At 72.4% G+C, this 17,297-nt stretch carries 17 protein-coding genes and 1 pseudogene; 15 read left to right on the top strand and 3 right to left on the bottom strand.

Features of this window, described 5'->3' with window-relative positions; all coding sequences use genetic code 11:
• The first annotated feature begins 5 nt into the window (after positions 1 to 5).
• The 5 genes from argB to ACYVKZ_RS15920 are packed head-to-tail and all read left to right on the top strand — an operon-like array spanning position 6 to position 4,222.
• Positions 6 to 968, top strand: coding sequence for an acetylglutamate kinase (gene argB / locus ACYVKZ_RS15940; RefSeq protein ID WP_460993214.1), 963 nt, complete (start codon positions 6 to 8; stop codon positions 966 to 968).
• Positions 965 to 2,275 (top strand): acetylornithine transaminase, encoded by a 1,311-nt coding sequence (locus ACYVKZ_RS15935; protein WP_460993213.1) that lies wholly within the window; start codon positions 965 to 967, stop codon positions 2,273 to 2,275. The genes argB and ACYVKZ_RS15935 overlap by 4 nt, the downstream gene beginning before the upstream one ends.
• On the top strand, positions 2,272 to 3,243 hold the full coding sequence (gene argF / locus ACYVKZ_RS15930) for an ornithine carbamoyltransferase (RefSeq protein ID WP_460993212.1): 972 nt from the start codon (positions 2,272 to 2,274) through the stop codon (positions 3,241 to 3,243). The genes ACYVKZ_RS15935 and argF overlap by 4 nt, the downstream gene beginning before the upstream one ends.
• A gap of 13 nt (positions 3,244 to 3,256) precedes the next feature.
• Positions 3,257 to 3,775 carry an arginine repressor gene (locus ACYVKZ_RS15925; protein WP_307005877.1) on the top strand — a complete coding sequence of 173 codons (519 nt, stop codon included), beginning with the start codon at positions 3,257 to 3,259 and terminating at the stop codon, positions 3,773 to 3,775.
• Positions 3,776 to 3,778: 3 nt separating this feature from the next.
• Positions 3,779 to 4,222 carry a VOC family protein gene (locus ACYVKZ_RS15920; protein ID WP_460993211.1) on the top strand — a complete coding sequence of 148 codons (444 nt, stop codon included), beginning with the start codon at positions 3,779 to 3,781 and terminating at the stop codon, positions 4,220 to 4,222.
• Positions 4,223 to 4,424: 202 nt separating this feature from the next.
• Here ACYVKZ_RS15920 and ACYVKZ_RS15915 read toward each other — a convergent pair.
• A pseudogene (locus ACYVKZ_RS15915) lies at positions 4,425 to 5,010 on the bottom strand (DinB family protein).
• Positions 5,011 to 5,116: 106 nt separating this feature from the next.
• Between ACYVKZ_RS15915 and ACYVKZ_RS15910 the strand changes: the two are divergent.
• Both ACYVKZ_RS15910 and ACYVKZ_RS15905 read left to right on the top strand, forming a co-directional pair.
• The gene (locus tag ACYVKZ_RS15910) at positions 5,117 to 5,581 is read left to right on the top strand and encodes a phage tail protein (RefSeq protein WP_460993210.1); all 465 of its coding nucleotides are present in this window, start codon (positions 5,117 to 5,119) and stop codon (positions 5,579 to 5,581) included.
• 78 nt (positions 5,582 to 5,659) lie between these two features.
• Entirely contained in the window at positions 5,660 to 6,265 is a 606-nt protein-coding gene (locus tag ACYVKZ_RS15905; protein WP_460993209.1) for a GNAT family N-acetyltransferase, read from the top strand.
• A gap of 48 nt (positions 6,266 to 6,313) precedes the next feature.
• Here the strand turns inward: ACYVKZ_RS15905 and ACYVKZ_RS15900 are convergent, their stop codons facing one another.
• Together ACYVKZ_RS15900 and ACYVKZ_RS15895 are read right to left on the bottom strand one after the other, a co-directional pair.
• On the bottom strand, positions 6,314 to 6,856 hold the full coding sequence (locus ACYVKZ_RS15900; RefSeq protein ID WP_460993208.1) for a DapH/DapD/GlmU-related protein: 543 nt from the start codon (positions 6,854 to 6,856) through the stop codon (positions 6,314 to 6,316).
• A gap of 32 nt (positions 6,857 to 6,888) precedes the next feature.
• The gene (locus ACYVKZ_RS15895) at positions 6,889 to 7,455 is read right to left on the bottom strand and encodes a GNAT family N-acetyltransferase (protein WP_460993207.1); all 567 of its coding nucleotides are present in this window, start codon (positions 7,453 to 7,455) and stop codon (positions 6,889 to 6,891) included.
• A gap of 220 nt (positions 7,456 to 7,675) precedes the next feature.
• Between ACYVKZ_RS15895 and ACYVKZ_RS15890 the strand changes: the two genes are divergently transcribed.
• The 8 genes from ACYVKZ_RS15890 to tyrS all read left to right on the top strand — a co-directional run bounded on the left by ACYVKZ_RS15890 (position 7,676) and on the right by tyrS (position 16,965).
• A complete protein-coding gene (locus ACYVKZ_RS15890) occupies positions 7,676 to 8,881 on the top strand; it encodes an argininosuccinate synthase (protein ID WP_460993205.1) in 1,206 nt (401 codons plus the stop codon).
• A 6-nt stretch (positions 8,882 to 8,887) separates the two neighbouring features.
• Positions 8,888 to 10,327 (top strand): argininosuccinate lyase, encoded by a 1,440-nt coding sequence (gene argH, locus ACYVKZ_RS15885; protein ID WP_460993204.1) that lies wholly within the window; start codon positions 8,888 to 8,890, stop codon positions 10,325 to 10,327.
• Positions 10,328 to 10,393: 66 nt separating this feature from the next.
• A complete protein-coding gene (locus ACYVKZ_RS15880; RefSeq protein WP_460993203.1) occupies positions 10,394 to 11,185 on the top strand; it encodes a PIG-L deacetylase family protein in 792 nt (263 codons plus the stop codon).
• A 36-nt stretch (positions 11,186 to 11,221) separates the two neighbouring features.
• Positions 11,222 to 11,968 (top strand): maleylpyruvate isomerase family mycothiol-dependent enzyme, encoded by a 747-nt coding sequence (locus tag ACYVKZ_RS15875; RefSeq protein ID WP_460993202.1) that lies wholly within the window; start codon positions 11,222 to 11,224, stop codon positions 11,966 to 11,968.
• Positions 11,969 to 11,973: 5 nt separating this feature from the next.
• Entirely contained in the window at positions 11,974 to 12,612 is a 639-nt protein-coding gene (locus tag ACYVKZ_RS15870; protein WP_460993201.1) for a DNA-3-methyladenine glycosylase, read from the top strand.
• Positions 12,613 to 12,774: 162 nt separating this feature from the next.
• On the top strand, positions 12,775 to 13,287 hold the full coding sequence (locus ACYVKZ_RS15865; RefSeq protein ID WP_460993519.1) for an adenine phosphoribosyltransferase: 513 nt from the start codon (positions 12,775 to 12,777) through the stop codon (positions 13,285 to 13,287).
• A gap of 92 nt (positions 13,288 to 13,379) precedes the next feature.
• A complete protein-coding gene (locus tag ACYVKZ_RS15860; RefSeq protein WP_460993200.1) occupies positions 13,380 to 15,641 on the top strand; it encodes a HelD family protein in 2,262 nt (753 codons plus the stop codon).
• On the top strand, positions 15,634 to 16,965 hold the full coding sequence (gene tyrS, locus ACYVKZ_RS15855) for a tyrosine--tRNA ligase (protein WP_460993199.1): 1,332 nt from the start codon (positions 15,634 to 15,636) through the stop codon (positions 16,963 to 16,965). The genes ACYVKZ_RS15860 and tyrS overlap by 8 nt, the downstream gene beginning before the upstream one ends.
• Positions 16,966 to 17,297 lie beyond the last annotated feature (332 nt).

Raw genomic sequence — 17,297 nt, 5'->3', positions numbered from 1 at the left:
GACCCATGACTGACGCACGCACCGACCCCCAGAGCCCCAACCTCCGCCTCGCCATGGACAAGGCCGAGACCCTCATCGAGGCGCTGCCCTGGATCCAGAAGTTCGCCGGCACCACCATGGTGGTCAAGTACGGCGGCAACGCGATGGTCAACGATGAGCTCCGCCGCGCGTTCGCCGAGGACATCGTGTTCCTCCACCACGTGGGCATCCGCCCCGTGGTGGTCCACGGCGGCGGGCCCCAGATCAGCGCGATGCTGGGTCGGGTGGGCATCGAGAGCGAGTTCAAGGGAGGGCTGCGCGTCACGACCCCCGAGGCCATGGACATCGTCCGCATGGTCCTCACCGGCCAGGTGGGCCGCGAGCTCGTGGGCCTGATCAACTCCCATGGCCCCTACGCCGTGGGCCTCTCGGGCGAGGACGCGGGCCTGCTCCGTGCCGTCCGCACCGGCGCGGTCGTGGACGGCGAGGAGGTGGACCTCGGCCTCGTCGGCGAGGTGGTCGGCGTCGAGCCCGGCGCCGTCCTGGACATCCTCGAGGCCGGCCGCATCCCCGTGATCTCCGGCGTCGCGCCCGAGGTCGAGGACGCAGAGGCGGCCGACGGCGCTCTCTACCAGCCCACCGGCCAGGTCCTCAACGTCAACGCGGACACGGCCGCCGCGGCGGTCGCGGTGGCGCTCGGCGCCTCGCGCCTCGTGATCCTCACCGACGTCGAGGGCCTCTACCGCAACTGGCCCGACCGGGACTCGCTCGTCTCCCAGATCTCCGCCTCCGAGCTGCGCGAGATGCTGCCGGGCCTCGCCTCGGGCATGATCCCGAAGATGGCCGCGTGCCTCAAGGCCGTCACCGAGGGGGTCGACCGCGCCGCGATCGTGGACGGCCGCAGCCCGCACACCATGCTCCTCGAGATCTTCACGAACGCCGGCGTCGGGACCCAGGTGGTCCCCGACGGGGAAGGAACGCGCGCATGAGCCAGGACAGCACGAACACCACCGAGAGCCGTCCGGAGGTCCGCCCCGCGTCCGAGCTGGCGGGGACCTCGAGCGGGAGCGAGTGGCTCTCCCGCTACTCGGACTCGCTCATGGGCGTGTTCGGGACGCCGCAGCGCGTCCTCGTCCGCGGCCAGGGCTGCTACGTGTGGGACGCCGACGGGAAGCAGTACCTCGACCTCCTCGGCGGCATCGCCGTCAACGCCCTCGGCCACGCCCACCCGTTCGTCACGTCCGTGATCTCCTCGCAGCTGGCCACGCTCGGGCACGTCTCGAACTTCTTCACGAGCCCCACCCAGGTGGCCCTGGCCGAGAAGCTCCTCGAGGTCACCGGCGCCCCGGCCGGGTCGAAGGTGTTCTTTGCGAACTCCGGGACCGAGGCCAACGAGGCCGCGTTCAAGCTGGCCCGCCGCAACGCCGGCACCGCCGAGCAGCCCCGGACCAAGGTCGTCGCCCTCGAGGGCGCCTTCCACGGCCGCACCATGGGAGCCCTGGCCCTCACGGCGAAGAAGGCCTACCGCGAGCCGTTCGAGCCCCTTCCCGGCGGCGTGGTCCACGTGCCGTTCGGCGACGTCGACGCCCTCGCGGCCGCAGTGGGCGGGACCACGCAGGCCGTCTTCCTCGAGCCGATCCAGGGCGAGGCCGGCGTCGTGCCCCTCCCGCCCGGCTACCTCGCCGCGGCCCGGAAGATCACCCGCGACGCCGGCGCCCTCCTGATCATCGACGAGGTCCAGACCGGCATGGGCCGCACCGGCACGTGGCTCGCGATCGAGGGCGCGGGGATCGTGCCCGACGCCGTCACCCTCGCCAAGGGCCTCGGCGGCGGCTTCCCGATCGGCGCCCTCGTGACGTTCGGGGAGGAGAACAGCGCCCGCCTCACCGCCGGCCAGCACGGCACCACGTTCGGCGGGAACCCCGTTGCGACGGCGGCCGCGCTCGCCACCCTGCACGCGATCGAGACCCAGGGCGTCCTCGCCAATGTCCGTGCCGTGGGAGAGCGCCTGCGCGACGCGCTCGCGGACCTGCCGGAGGTCGCCGAGGTCCGCGGACGCGGCCTGCTCATCGGCGTCGACCTGGCGACCCCCGCCGGGGTGCCCGACGGCGCGAACCTGGCCGGCGCCGTCGTCGACGCCGCCCTCGACGCGGGCTTCATCGTCAACGCGCCGGGCCCGCGCACCATCCGCCTGGCCCCGCCCCTCATCCTCACGGCCGAGCAGGCCGATACGTTCGTCGCCGCGCTGCCCGCGCTCGTCGCAGCAGCCGCCACCACCCTGAAGGAGGCGAAGTGACCACCCGGCACTTCCTCAAGGACACCGACCTCAGCCCCGCCGAGCAGGCCGAGGTCCTCGACCTCGCCGTGCGGATGAAGGCAGCGCCGTACTCGGTGCAGCCGCTCGCCGCCGAGGGCGCCGGCCGCAAGACGGTCGCCGTCATCTTCGACAAGACCTCCACCCGCACCCGCGTCTCCTTCTCCACCGGCGTCTCCGACATGGGCGGGACCCCGCTCATCATCAACCCGGGCGAGAGCCAGATCGGGCACAAGGAGTCGGTCGAGGACACGGCCAGGGTCCTCGAGCGCATGGTCGCCGCGATCGTGTGGCGCACCGGAGCCCACCAGGGCCTGGTCGACATGGCCGCGAACTCCCGCGTGCCCGTGGTCAACGCGCTGTGCGACGACTACCACCCGTGCCAGCTCCTCGCGGACCTGCTCACGGTCAAGGAGCACAAGGGCGAGCTCGCGGGCCTGTCGATGGCCTACCTCGGCGACGCGGCGAACAACATGGCCAATTCCTACCTCCTCGCCGGAGTGACGGCGGGCATGCACGTGCGCATCGCCGGGCCCGAGGGCTACCTCCCCGCCGCCGAGGTCGTCGCCGAGGCCGAGGCCGTCGCCGCCCAGACCGGCGGATCGGTGCTCGTCACGGTGGACCCCGTCGCCGCCCTCGAGGGCGCCGACGTGGTCACCACGGACACCTGGGTCTCGATGGGCCAGGAGGCGGAGAAGGAGGCGCGCCTGTCCCTCTTCCGCGACTACTCGGTCGACGCCGCGGCGATGGCCACGGCCGCCCCCGGCGCCGTGTTCCTCCACTGCCTCCCGGCCTACCGCGGCTACGAGGTGGCCGCAGAGGTCATCGACGGCCCCCAGTCGGTCGTGTGGGACGAGGCCGAGAACCGCCTGCACGCCCAGAAGGCCCTCCTCGCGTGGGTCCTGCACTACTCGGGCCAGGCCGTGGTCGAGGGCCTCCCGGCCCTCTGACGAGACGGTGACCATGACAGCGGTTCCGGGCGCCGCCCCGCAGACAAAGGCCGCCCGCCAGGCGCGCATCCGCGCGCTCCTGGCGGGGCAGCCGGTGCGCTCGCAGGCCGAGCTCGCCGCGCTCCTCGCGGACGACGGCGTGCAGGTCACCCAGGCGACCCTCTCCCGCGACCTCGTGGAGATCGGGGCCGTCCGGGTCCGCGGCGCCGACGGCGGCCTCGTGTACGCGGTGCGGGGCGAGGGAGGGGACCGCAGCCCCCGCCTGGGGCAGGCGCCCGAGGTCCTCGACGCGCGGCTCGCGAAGCTGTGCGCCGACCTGCTCGTGACCGCCGAGTCGAGTGCCAACATCGTGGTGCTGCGCACCCCGCCCGGCGCGGCGAACTTCCTGGCGCTCGCGATCGACCATTCGGTGATCCCCTCGATCCTGGGCACCATCGCCGGGGACGACACGGTCATGATCGTCACCCGCGACCCGTCCGGGGGAGAGGCCGTCGCCGCGCGCTTCCTCGAACTGGCCTCCCAGGGGGCCTGAGCCGTGGGCCGGGTGCAGCGCCTCGACCACGTGGGCATCACCGTGGCGGACCTCGACGCGGCCACGGCATTCTTCGTCGGCCTGGGCCTCGAGGTCGAGGGCCGGACGGCCATGGAGGGCGAGTTCGTGGACACGGTCATCGGCATCCCCGGCTCGCGCAGCGAGATCGTCATGCTCCGGCCGCCCGACGGCGGTGCCGGGGTGGAGCTCTCCAGCTTCGTCCGGCCCGCCCACGAGCCGGGTTCACCCGGCGCGATGTCCACCGAAGTGGGGCTGCGCAATGTGGCCTTCGAGGTCGAGGACCTCCCGGCCGCCGTCGAGCGGCTGGCCGCGGACGGCTACGGCCTGGTCGGCGGCGTGGGCGAGTACGAGAACGTCTGGCGCATGGCGTACGTGCGCGGCCCGGAGGGGATCCTCGTGGCCCTGGCCCAGCGGATCGGTCCCTAGCGCGGGGTGCGCTTCCACCAAGGGGAGCGGGAAGGCACCGGCGGTATCGGGCGCTTGGCAGGCAACGGCACCTTGGTGGACCTCCCGGCCCACACGGCGCCCACGTCGCGGCCCTCATCGGCATGGTGGCCCAGCGGCCCTGGCGCTCGGCTACCGCCCCGCGGGGCGGGCGGTCGATCTTCTGGCGGACGAGGTTGGCCGGTCAGAACCGCTGGGCCAGCGCGGTGAGCTTCTGCACGTACTCGGACCAGTCCTGGTCCGGGAGGTTGCTGCTGTCCGCGACGAGGCCCGCCTCGCCGTCGACCGATTCGCGGAGGATGTCGGTGTGGCCGGCGTGCCGGGCGAGGTCTGTGAGGACGTGCACGAGGACGCGGCCGAGGGTCACCTCGCTCTTCTCCTGGGGCCACCAGGGCACCCGGCCGGTGGCCTCCAGGGGCAGGGCATCGATGGTGGCGTCGGCGAACGCCCAGACGCGACGATAGAGGTCGACGATGCCGGCCGCGCTCTCGTGCTCCGTCGCGTACCAGTCGGCCTGCGGGTCCGCGTCGACCTCGGCGTCCGAGACCCGCTCCTGGGGGCGTGGGCCACGGACGGCCGAACGTGTCGCCGAAGTACCCGATCTCCACGTTCGCCGCATGCTTGACGATGCCGAGCAGGTTGGTGCCGGTCGGCGTGCGCGGCATCCTCAGCTCCCGCTCGCCCAGCCCCTCGAGTTTCCACAGGAGCGCCTCGCGGGCCTCCTGGAGGTAGTGCCTGAGCGCGTCCTTGGCGTCGGTGAGGTCCGTCATGGCTGCATTCTGCTACAGCGGCATCCGATCGATCAGGAATCGAGAAGGGGCGTCGTGGGTCCGGCCGTAGTGTGGGCGGTGCAAGGACCACTTCGAGGAGCGACAGATGCCGTACACCGTAGATTTCAAGGACGTGTCCACCGTGGGACTCGAATCGTCCCCCGTCGCGGAGGCCCTGGCCGGGCTGAGGGCCAACGAGTCCCGCTACTTCAAGAACAAGTACGACCACGACTTCACCGTCAGCCCGGCCAGCGAGGCACCCGAGACCCTGGAGTGGATCCAGCGGATCCTCGCCGAGGAGCGCAGCCTCACCATCGCCTCCCGCCCCCTGGAGGTCACCTCGTTCGAGGTGGACGGCCTCAGGATGGCTTATGTGTTCTATGAGTCGGGCCTCTCGATCAACGTCATGTACTCCCTCGAGGACGGCGGCAAGCGCGCGGTGGGCTTCAAGCTCTCCCAGGGGATGGAGGTCCCGGAGGAGCTCGCGGGCACCTTCAAGTTCGCCCGCCAGAAGTCCAAGCTCGCCGGCGAGATCCGGGGCTCGTACTTCGTGATCAAGGGCGAGTACTGACGGGACCGGCGCCCGCGGCCGTGGCAGTGCCGCCGGCGGGGCATGTACAGGGCCTGGCACGCGTCCTAGCCTGAGGCGGTGGACATCCCCGGCATCGTCACGGCAGGGGCGGAGCCCGGCGGCCTCACCGTCGTGGCACTCGGCCCAGCGACCTGGGATGCCTTCGCGGACCTGGCCGGGCGCAACAACGGCGTCTTCGGCGGGTGCTGGTGCATGTGGTTCCAGACCTTCTACGCCGAGAAGCGGCTCGCCGAGGAGGACAACCGCACCCAGAAGCGCCGCCTGGTCGACGAGGGCCGGGCGCACGCGGCGCTCGTCCTGCAGGGCGGGGAGGCCGTCGCGTGGTGCGAGTACGGCACGCCGGAGGAGCTGCCGAACATCTACCACCGCAAGCAGTACGAGGCCGAGCTCGACGTGCTGCCGGACTACCGGCTCACGTGCATCTTCGTCGACGGGAGCCACCGCCACCGCGGCCTCTCTGCGGTCGCCGTCCGGGGCGCGCTGCGGCTGATTGCGGAGGCGGGCGGCGGCGTGGTCGAGGGCTATCCGCACGACACCGGCGGCGCACGCCAGGCGGTGCTCTACAACGGCACGCGGCGGCTCTTCGAGGCCGCGGGGTTCGAGTACGTGCGCCCCAAGGGCAGCAAGAACTGCGTCATGCGCACGGTCGTGGCGCGCGCCTGAACCGCGGCTCTGCCACGACGCGCGCCAGGGGAGGCCGGCCGCCGTGGATCACCACTGCCGGCGCACGGTGCCCTTCGGGCCCGTCACCAGGGTGGCCGGTGGGACGTCGTCGGCCACGACGGCGCCCGCTGCGATGACGGCGTCCTGCCCGATGCTGACGCCGGGCAGGATGGTGGCGCCGGCGCCGATCCACACGTTCTCCGCCACATCGATGGGCGCCCCGGTCAGCCACTGCCGCCGCTCGGCGGGATCGACCGGGTGGCCGTTCGTGATGAACGTGGCCCCGGGCCCGACCATCACGCGTTCTGCCAGCCGGATCCCGGCATAGTCCAGGAACGTGCAGTTCTGGTTGATGAACACCCGCTCCGCGAGTTCGAGCCCCAGGCCGTGGTCGGTGTAGAAAGGCGGGTAGACCGTCACACGCGGCGGAAGCGGACGGCCCAGGATCTGCTCGAAGAGCGCGGCCTTGCCCTCCTCGTCGTCGAACGGCAGGACGTTCAGCCGGGAGGTCAGCTCGGTGACGCGCAGCACCCGCTCGCTCATCGCCTGGAACTCGGGGCTGTCGATGCGCATGAACCTCTCGCGGGACATCGCCCCATCCTCTCGCGCCAGCACAGCCGCGGCTACCCGAACCGCGCGAACGGCGCGGCGTAGCGGAAGGTGCCCCGCGCGCCGTCGTGCGCCGGGAGCAGGCGGACCTGGAACAGCTCGCCCCATGCCGGGTCCGGTGCGGCGATGCCGTGCCGGGAGGCAGGCTCCCAGCCGTGGGCGCCGTAGTACGCGGGATCGCCGAGGAGCGCGATGAGCCGCTCCCTCCGGTCCTCGGCGGCGAGGACGGTCGCCTCGAGCAGGGCCGCGCCGATGCCCCGGCCCTGCCGGTCCGGCCGCACGGAGATCGGCCCGAGCCCCAGCGCCGGCACCGGGTCGCGGCCGGCTGTGTCGATCCACCCCCGGGTCGTGATGGCGTGGCCGACGACGGCGCCCCCTTCCTCGGCGACGAGGGCCAGCCACGGCAGGTACCCGGCATCGGCGCGGAGCCACGCGACGAGCGCCGCCTCGCCCGGATCCTCGGTCTCGTCCACGGGCGGCGCGGAATGCGCGGCGTGGGCGAACGCCGCCGCGGTCACGGCGCGGACGGCGGGGAAGTCCCCGGGACGCTCGGGACGGACGACGGCGAGGGGACCCGTCACGCGGTCCCGCCGGGGGAGGAGGTGGGCCGGGGCAGCATGGGACCACCCTCGCACCGGACCCGGCCCGCTGCCAAGCGCTGTACGACGGGCCGGCGGACGGCGGAGAATGCCTCCAGTGCCTCTCGGCCCAGATTGCGGTCTATGCATATCTATGTAGACTGATGCATAACAATTCGTGCTGGCCATGCCGCCATGCATTCCCGTGCTGAAGGAGAACACCGTGAAGGATCGCATCGTCCTCGCCTACTCGGGCGGTCTGGACACTTCCGTCGCGATCGGCTGGATCGCCGACGCGACCGGCGCCGAGGTCGTCGCCGTCGCGGTCGACGTCGGCCAGGGCGGCGAGAACATGGAGACCGTCCGCCAGCGCGCCCTGGGCTGCGGCGCCGTCGAGGCCTACGTCGCCGATGCGCGCGACGAGTTCGCGGACGAGTACTGCATGCCCACCCTCAAGGCGAACGGCCTCTACCAGGGCCACTACCCGCTCGTCTCCGCGATCTCCCGCCCGGTGATCGTCAAGCACCTGGTCAAGGCCGCCCGCGAGTTCGGCGCGACCACGGTGGCGCACGGCTGCACCGGCAAGGGCAACGACCAGGTCCGCTTCGAGGTCGGCATCCAGACCCTCGGCCCCGACCTGAAGTGCATCGCCCCGGTCCGGGACCTGGCCCTCACCCGCGACAAGGCGATCGCCTACGCGGAGGAGAAGCACCTCCCGATCGTGACCACGAAGAAGAACCCCTACTCGATCGACCAGAACGTGTGGGGCCGCGCCGTGGAGACGGGCTACCTCGAGGACATCTGGAACGCCCCCACCAAGGACATCTACGACTACACGGCCACGCCGGAGTTCCCCCCGGCCCCCGACGAGGTGACGATCACCTTCGTCCAGGGCGTGCCGACGGCGCTCGACGGCGTGGCGATGACCCCGCTGCAGATCATCCAGGAGCTCAACCGCCGCGCCGGCGCCCAGGGTGTGGGCCGCATCGACGTGGTCGAGGACCGGCTCGTGGGGATCAAGTCCCGCGAGATCTACGAGGCCCCCGGCGCGATGGCCCTCATCACCGCGCACAAGCACCTCGAGGACATCACGATCGAGCGCGAGCACGCACGCTTCAAGGCGGGGGTGGACCGCCGCTGGAGCGAGCTCGTCTACGACGGTCAGTGGTTCTCCCCGCTCAAGCGCGCCCTCGACGTCTTCATCGACGACTCGCAGAAGTACGTCTCCGGCGACATCCGCATGGTCCTGCACGGCGGCACCGCGGTGGTGAACGGCCGCCGCTCGGACACCTCGCTGTACGACTTCAACCTCGCCACCTACGACACCGGCGACACGTTCGACCAGTCGAACGCGAAGGGCTTCATCGACATCTGGGGCATGTCCTCCAAGGTGGCCTCGACCCGCGACCAGCGCGCCGCGGGGGAGTGAGCGAGGGTGGCTGAGGAGAGCGGAGCGTCGCAGCAGCACGGGACGAACGAGGGCGCGCTCTGGGGCGGCCGCTTCGCCGGGGGACCGGCGGACGCGCTCGCCGCGCTGAGCAAGTCCACGCACTTCGACTGGCGGCTGGCCCGCTATGACATCGCCGGCTCCCGGGCCCACGCCAGGGTCCTGCACCGCGCGGGGCTGCTGGACGATGCCGAGCTCGCCGGCATGCTGGATGCGCTGGACCGGCTGGACGCCGATGTGGCGTCCGGAGCCTACGTCCCGGCCGAGTCGGACGAGGACGTGCACGGCTCGCTCGAGCGAGGCCTCATCGAGCGTGCGGGGGTCCATCTGGGCGGCAAGCTGCGGGCCGGGCGCTCGCGCAACGACCAGGTGGCCACCCTCGGGCGGATGTTCCTGCGCGACCACGCGCGGGTGATCGCCCGCGGCGTCCTGGCTGCGGTCGACGCGCTCGTGGCCCAGGCCGAGGCGCATCCGGAGGCCGCTATGCCCGGCCGGACGCACCTCCAGCACGCCCAGCCGGTGCTGCTCAGCCACCACCTCCTCGCCCATGCCTGGGCGCTGCTGCGCGACGTGCAGCGCCTGCAGGACTGGGACCGCCGCGCGGCCGTCTCCCCCTACGGCTCGGGCGCGCTCGCGGGCTCGTCCCTCGGCCTCGACCCCGAGGCCGTCGCCGAGGACCTCGGCTTCGACTCCGCGGTGCACAACTCGATCGACGGTACCGCCTCGCGCGACGTCTTCGCCGAGTTCGCGTGGGTCGCGGCGATGATCGGCGTGGACCTCTCCCGCATCTCCGAGGAGGTCATCCTCTGGGCCACGAAGGAGTTCTCCTTCGTGACCCTGGACGATGCGTACTCGACCGGGTCGAGCATCATGCCGCAGAAGAAGAACCCGGACGTGGCCGAGCTCGCGCGCGGCAAGGCCGGCCGCCTCATCGGCGACCTCACGGGCCTGCTTGCGACCCTCAAGGGCCTCCCGCTCGCGTACAACCGCGACCTGCAGGAGGACAAGGAGCCGGTCTTCGACGCCGCGGACACGCTCGAGCTCCTTCTCCCGGCCGTTTCCGGCATGGTCGCCACGCTCGTCTTCAACACCGAGCGCATGGCCTCCCTGGCTCCGCAGGGGTTCGCCCTCGCGACCGACATCGCCGAGTGGCTCGTGCGCCAGGGGGTGCCCTTCCGGGAGGCCCACGAGCTCTCCGGGGCCGCCGTCAAGCAGGCGGAGTCGCGGGGGGTCGAGCTGTGGGACCTCACGGACGAGGAGTACGCGGCGATCAGCCCCGCGCTGACCCCCGAGGTCCGCTCCGTGCTCTCCACGGAGGGGTCCCTGGCAAGCCGGAGCGCCCAGGGCGGTACGGCGCCGTCGGCCGTCGCCCGCCAGCTGGACGCCCTCAGGGCGCAGCTCGCCGACGCCCGGGCCTTCGCCGCCTGACCACCGCGCGCAACTCCGAGGCGGCCGTCCCTTCCCGGGGCGGCCGCCTCGGCGCATCATCAGTGCGTGCCCCCGCGCACCCTCATGCTCGTCGTGGCGCACCCTGACGACGACGCCATCGGCATCGCCGGCTCGATCGCCCTCCACGCCGCCGAGCCGGGGTTCCGGTTCGCCCTCGTCCATGCGACGGACGGGGCCGGGGGGATGATCGCGCCGGGGACCGCGACGACGCGCGCCGACCTCGGGCAGTACCGCCGCGGCGAGGACGCGCGGGCGTGGTCCGCCCACGGGCGCGGACCCGATCGCCACGAATGGCTCGGCTACGAGGACGGATGCCTCTGCGACGCCGACTTCGACGGGCTGACAGCACGCATCCGGGCCCTGCTGGAGGAAGAGCGCCCGGACGTGGTGGCCACCTTCGGACCGGACGGCGTGACGGGGCACCCGGACCACATCACGATCGGCCGGGCGACGGACGCCGCCTTCCTCGCGCTCGCCGGCAGCGGGGGCCCCGGACTGAAGCGGCTCCTGCACTGGGCCCTGAAGGAATCGACCTGGCTGCGCATCAACGCGGCCCGCACCTCGAGCGGGCTGCCGCCCTGGGACCCCGCGCAGGTCTACCACTTCCGCGGCATCCCCGACGCGCTCGTCGACATACGGGTGGACACCCGCAGCGTCGCCGAGCGGGTCGTCGCCGGGCTCGCCGAGCACCGCAGCCAGCGGCTGTCCCTGTTCGAGCACCCGCTCGCGCGCGCCGCCTGGCTCGCGGCCGCCTCGCACGAGCACTTCGTCCAGGTCTGGCCCCCGCGCGAGCGGCGCCGTCCACTCCTGACCGACATCTTCGAGGGCCTCGGCTAGGCCCCGCCCGGGCCCCGACTGACTAGGCTGGAGAGCATGGGAACCGACGCCGCAGCCCCGACCGACCCCGAGCTCCTCGCCGCCCTCCGCGCCGCGGCAGAGGGGATCCACCACGAGATCGGGGGCCTCGGGGAGGACTCCGTCGCTGCCCCGTCCGAGCTGCCCGGATGGACCCGTGGGCACGTCCTCGCCCACATCGAGGGGATCTCCGCGGCGCTGGCCCGGCAGGCAGAGCTCGCCCGCCGGAACGAGCAGGCTGACCTCTACGACGGCGGCAAGACTGCCCGCGACCGAGCCATCGACACCGGCGCGCGGGCCTCCGCCGAGGTGCACCGGCGGCGCACCGGGGCGGCCGTCGACCGCGCCGTCGCGGCGTTCGCCGCGCTCGGGCCGGCCGAATGGGACACCCCGGTCAGGTTCCGCGACGGCGTGGTGCGGGACGCCGGGCTCGCCCTCTGGCGCGAGCTGGTGGTCCACCGCAGCGACCTCGGGACTGGGTGCACCCAGCAGGAGTGGACTGCCGCGTTCTGCCGCCACCTGATGGACTTCCTGGCCCCGCGCGTCCCCGAGGGCCAGGTCTTCGTCCTGCGCCCCGCGGGCGGCGAGCAGATCCGCGTCGGCGGCGGCAGCGACGCCGTCGTGCTCGCCGGGCGCCTGCAGGACCTCGCAGCGTGGCTCGCCGGCCGGCCCGTCTCCCACGGCGCCGTCCGCGCCGAGCGCGACGGCCAGGCGGTCCCGCTGCCCGAGCTCGGACCGTGGCCGTCCGCGCTCCCCGCGGCGTAGCGCCTGTGGACTTCGACGCCCTGGTCCACTGGCTCCTGCGCGATCCTGTCGCCGTCGCCCCCGACCTCCTCGGTGCCGTGCTCTCGCACACGACGCCGGAGGGGACCGTTGCCGTGCGCCTCACCGAAGTGGAGGCCTACCGCGGGCACCGGGACTCCGACCACCCCGACCCCGGATCGCACTCGTACACCGGGCGCACCCCGCGCAACGAGGCGATGTGGGGCCCGCCGGGGCGCCTGTACGTCTACTTCACGTACGGGATGCACTTCTGCGCGAACATCGTGTGCGGACCGGCGGGCAGCTCTTCCGGCTGCCTGCTCAGGGGCGGAGAGGTGGTCGAGGGCCTCGAGCTGGCACGGTCGCGGCGCCCGGCCGCCAAGCGGGACGCGGACCTCGCGCGGGGCCCGGCGCGCCTCACCCAGGCGCTCGCCATCGGCCGCGCGGACAACGGGGAGGCGCTCGACGGCGGCCGGTTCCGGCTCGAACCCCCGCCCCACCGCGCCGCCGGGGTGCTCTCGGGGCCCCGCGTGGGCGTGGCGGGGCCGGGGGGCTCGGCCGACTACCCCTGGCGGTTCTGGCTCCCGGGGGAGCCGAGCGTCTCGCCGTACCGTCCGGCGAAGGCCCGCCCGCCCCGTCCCCTCTGAAGGTCACCTCGTGAAGGCCGCCTCCCGCGGGTCCCCGTGCCGGGCGGCGGCCCGACGACCGACATTCGGTAACGTTGAGCCGTGAACGAACCCAGCCCAGAGACGACCCCGAACTCCCAGGACCCCGCCGCGGCACCCCCGCCCGGCGCCTCGGTGGGGGAGCTGCTCGACCGCCTCTGCGCGACGGTGCCGGACTATCCGAAGCCCGGGATCATCTTCAAGGACCTCACCCCGGCGTTCGCCGACCCGCAGGGCCTGCGCGCCATCGTCGACGCGATCGTCGCGCCCTTCGTGGGCCAGTTCGACCTCGTCGCCGGCATCGAGGCGCGCGGGTTCCTGCTGGCCGCCGCCGCGGCCTATGCGACCGGCACGGGAGTCCTCACGGTCCGCAAGGCGGGGAAGCTCCCGCGCGAGACCTTCCTGGAGGAGTACGCCCTCGAGTACGGCACGGCCGCGCTCGAGGTGCACACCACGGACATCCCCCCCGGCGCCCGCGTCCTCGTGCTCGACGACGTGCTCGCCACCGGCGGCACGGTCGGTGCCGCGGTGCGCCTCGTGGGCCGGTGCGGCGGCGACGTGGTGGGCGTGGGAGTCGTGCTCGAGCTCGAAGGGCTGGGCGGCCGCGAGGCCCTCGCGGGGCACCGCGTCCACTCGCTCCAGCGCCTCGGCGACTGACCCGCCCGTCCCCGCCGCGCCGGTGCACGCTACGTTCACCGGAATCGCAGTAGAATGGACGGTCAAACTTTTCTTGTTAGGGGAAGGCAAGGATGCTCGACGCCGATCTCGCCCATGAACGGGACTACGTCAGGGGTCTGTACACGCGACTCGATGAGCTGCGCGAGGAGAAGCGCGGCCAGCTGGCGGCGGTCCGCAAGGCCGGCGCCATCGGCTCGATCCAGAATGTGTCGGAACGCGACGCCTTCGCCGCGATGTACGAGGACCGCCTGGCCCAGCTGGACGCGGTGGAGAACCGCCTCGTGTTCGGCAGGCTCGACCTCGACGGCGGTGAGTCCCAGTACATCGGCCGCATCGGCCTGAGCACGGACGACCTGCGCCGCCTGATGGTCGACTGGCGCGCCCCGGAGGCGAGCCACTTCTACCAGGCCACGGCGTTCGACCGGCAGGGAGTGCGCCGGCGCCGCCACCTCATCCTGCAGGGCCGCGAGGTCGTCGCGATCGAGGACGACGTCCTCGACTCCGACATGCTCACCGAGGGCACCGCGCACCACCAGGGCGAGGGCGCGCTGCTCGCTGCGCTGAACTCGAAGCGCACGGGCCGCATGGCGGACATCGTCAGCACCATCCAGGCCGAGCAGGACCGCATCATCCGCGCCCCCATGGCCGGCGCCCTCGTCGTCCAGGGCGGCCCCGGCACCGGCAAGACCGCGGTGGCCCTGCATCGGGCGGCATACCTGCTCTACTCGCACCGCGACCGCCTCAAGAGCGCCGGGGTGCTGCTCGTGGGCCCGTCGTCGTCCTTCATGAAGTACATCGAACGCGTCCTGCCCTCACTCGGCGAGACCGGCGTCGTGATGTCCAGCGTCGGCCGGCTCATGCCCGGCATCAGGGCCGTGCCGGAGAAGGACCCCCGCATCGCCGCGCTCAAGGGGAGCCGACGCATGGTGCCGCTCATCGCGGCCGCCGTGGCGAACCGGCAGCGGGTCCCCTCCGCGGACCGGGTGCTCGAGGTCGAGGGCTATCGGCTGCTGCTCACCACCCGTCAGGTCCGCCGCGCGCGGGACAAGGCCCGTGCCACCGGCAAGCCGTACAACGAGGCCCGGAACACGTTCGTGAAGATCCTCCTGCGCGAGCTCACCGAGCAGCTGCAGTCCAAGGTCGAGGCGAGCGGCTCGGGCAACACGACGGACCGCTCGTACCTCGCCGAGGACGTGCGGCAGTCCCGCGACGTGCGCGTGGCCGTGAACCTGTGCTGGATGCCCATGACCGCGGAGAAGCTCGTCGCCGAGCTCCTGGGCCGCCGGAGCATCCTCGACGCGGTCGCCCACGAGTTCACCGAGGAGGAGCGCGACCTGCTGCACCGCCCCGAGGACGCACCCTGGACCGAGGCGGACGTGCCCCTGCTGGACGAGGCGTGGGAGCTGCTCGGCGAACTCGACGCGGCCACGGGGCACGAGGCGGCCCGCCGCGAGGCCGAGCGCCGGCGCGACCTCGAGAACGCCCAGCAGACCCTGAAGAACATCGACGCTGCCCTGCGCGAGCAGGGGATCGACGGCGTGGTCGAGGCCGAGGACCTCGTGGCCTTCCAGCAGGAGCCCGAGGTGCGCCTCACCGCGGCCGAGCGCGCGGTCGGCGACCGCACGTGGGCCTACGGGCACATCATCGTCGACGAGGCGCAGGAGCTCTCGTACATGCAGTGGCGCCTGCTGGTGCGCCGCTGCCCGCTCAAGTCGTTCACGATCGTCGGGGACATCGCCCAGACCTCGTCGGCGGCCGGCGCGTCGTCCTGGGGCCGAGCCCTGCGCCCGTTCTTCGGCGACCGCTGGACGCTCGAGGAGCTCACGGTCAACTACCGCACCCCGGCCCAGATCGCCGAGGCAGCGGCGCGCATGGCCGCGGCCGCCGGGCTTGTGGTCTCGGCGCCCAAGGCCGTGCGGGAGGGACGCTGGGACCCGATCGTCGAACGGGTGGGAGCCGGCGCCGTCGTGCCCCGCCTCCTCGAGGTGCTCCCCGAAGAGCTCGAGGCGGCCGACGGCGGTCTGGTCGCCGTCATCGCCGAGGCGCCGCTGCTCGGGGCGGCGCGGGACGCCCTGCGCCAGGTGTACGGACCACGGGTCGGCGGGGGAGCGGGCAGCTTCGAGCAGGACATCGTGGTCCTCGATCCGCGGGAGGCCAAGGGCCTCGAGTTCGACGCCGTCGTGGTCCTGGAGCCCTCGGCCCTGCTTGACCACGAGTACGGCAAGGTGGGCGACCTCTACGTGGCCATGACGCGCCCGACGCAGCGGCTCCGGCTCATCTCGGAGGGGCCGTTGCCGGCCGGCATCGAGCAGGGGAAGGACGGGCGTGGCTGATACCGTAGAGGCCGTGCCGCAGACAGCAATCCTCGACTCCCAGAAGAACGATCCGAGCTTCCCGAACATCTGGCAGGAGCTCGTGTGGCGTGGCCTCATCCACGTCTCGACCGACGAGGGCGAGCTCGAAGAGCTCCTCGCCGGGGAGCCGATCACGTACTACTGCGGGTTCGATCCCACCGCCCCGAGCCTTCACCTGGGCAACCTCGTCCAGCTGCTTGTCCTGCGCCGTCTGCAGCTGGCCGGCCACAAGCCGCTGGGCCTCGTCGGGGGCTCCACGGGGCTGATCGGCGACCCCCGGCCCACCGCGGAGCGGACGCTCAACACCAAGGACACGGTCGCCGAGTGGGTCGGCTACCTCAAGGCGCAGGTGAGCCGCTTCCTGTCCTTCGAGGGGGCGAACGCCGCACGGATCGTGAACAACCTCGACTGGACCGCGCCCCTCTCGGCCATCGACTTCCTCCGTGAGATCGGCAAGCACTTCCGCGTCGGCACGATGCTGCGGAAGGATGCCGTGGCCTCGCGCCTGAGCTCGGACGAGGGCATCTCCTACACCGAGTTCAGCTACCAGATCCTGCAGGGCATGGACTACCTCGAGCTGTACCGCCAGTACGGGTGCGTGCTCGAGACGGGCGGCTCCGACCAGTGGGGCAATCTCACGAGCGGGACAGAGCTGATCCGCAAAGTCGAGGGCAGGACCGTCCATGCGCTCGGCACGCCGCTGATCACGAACGCGGACGGCACCAAGTTCGGCAAGAGCGAGGGCAACGCCATCTGGCTCGATCCGGCCATGTGCTCGCCGTACACGTTCTACCAGTTCTGGCTCAACACCTCGGATGCGGACGTGGTCGACCGCCTCAAGGTGTTCACCTTCCTCACCCGCGCCGAGATCGGGGGGCTCGAGGCCGCGGTCGCCGAGCGCCCGTTCGCCCGGGAGGCCCAGCGACGCCTCGCCTTCGAGGTGACCTCCCTCGTGCACGGCGTCGATGCCACGGAGAAGGTCATCGCCGCCTCCGCGGCGCTCTTCGGCAACGGCGACCTCGGCGTCCTCGACGAGGGCACCCTCTCCGCGGCCACCGCGGAGCTGACGACGGCGGCGGTGACGGCCGAGCAGCTCGGTGTCGTCGAGCTTCTGGTCGCCACGGGACTGGCGGAGAGCAAGTCGGCGGCGCGGCGCACGGTCGGGGAGGGCGGCGCATACGTGAACAACACCAAGATCACCGATCCCGACGCCGCCGTGACCGTAGAGGACGCCCTGCACGGGCGCTACTTCCTCGTGCGGCGGGGCAAGAAGCACGTGGCCACCGCCGTCCTCGAAGGCTGAGGCGCGGGCTCGGACGCCGAGAAGGGCCCCCACGGCAGCCGCCGTGGGGGCCCTTCTCGTGTGGTCAAGGCGACACGCCCGGGTGCCCTCCACGAGTTGCGCGCGGACGGGGCCGCGGGTAATGTATTCCGAGTCGCCAACGCAGAGCGGAGGCGGAAAACCTCGATCTTCCCTTCGGGAAATGCTCGGAGTGCTGGCCGTTTGAGGCCAGGACGGCCTGCAGCGCCTCGAAAGGAAAAACGGAAAGCCGATTTGAAAACGGCCGCCCGGATCGGGTAGGATTGAATCTTGTTGCTCCGGGAGGGCCTGGCCGGTTGGTTGGTCTGGTTGTT

It is taken from the genome of Sinomonas soli, assembly GCF_054782415.1.
The sequence above is the reverse complement of the archived record's forward strand: the minus strand, read 5'-3'. Positions and strand labels throughout refer to the sequence as shown.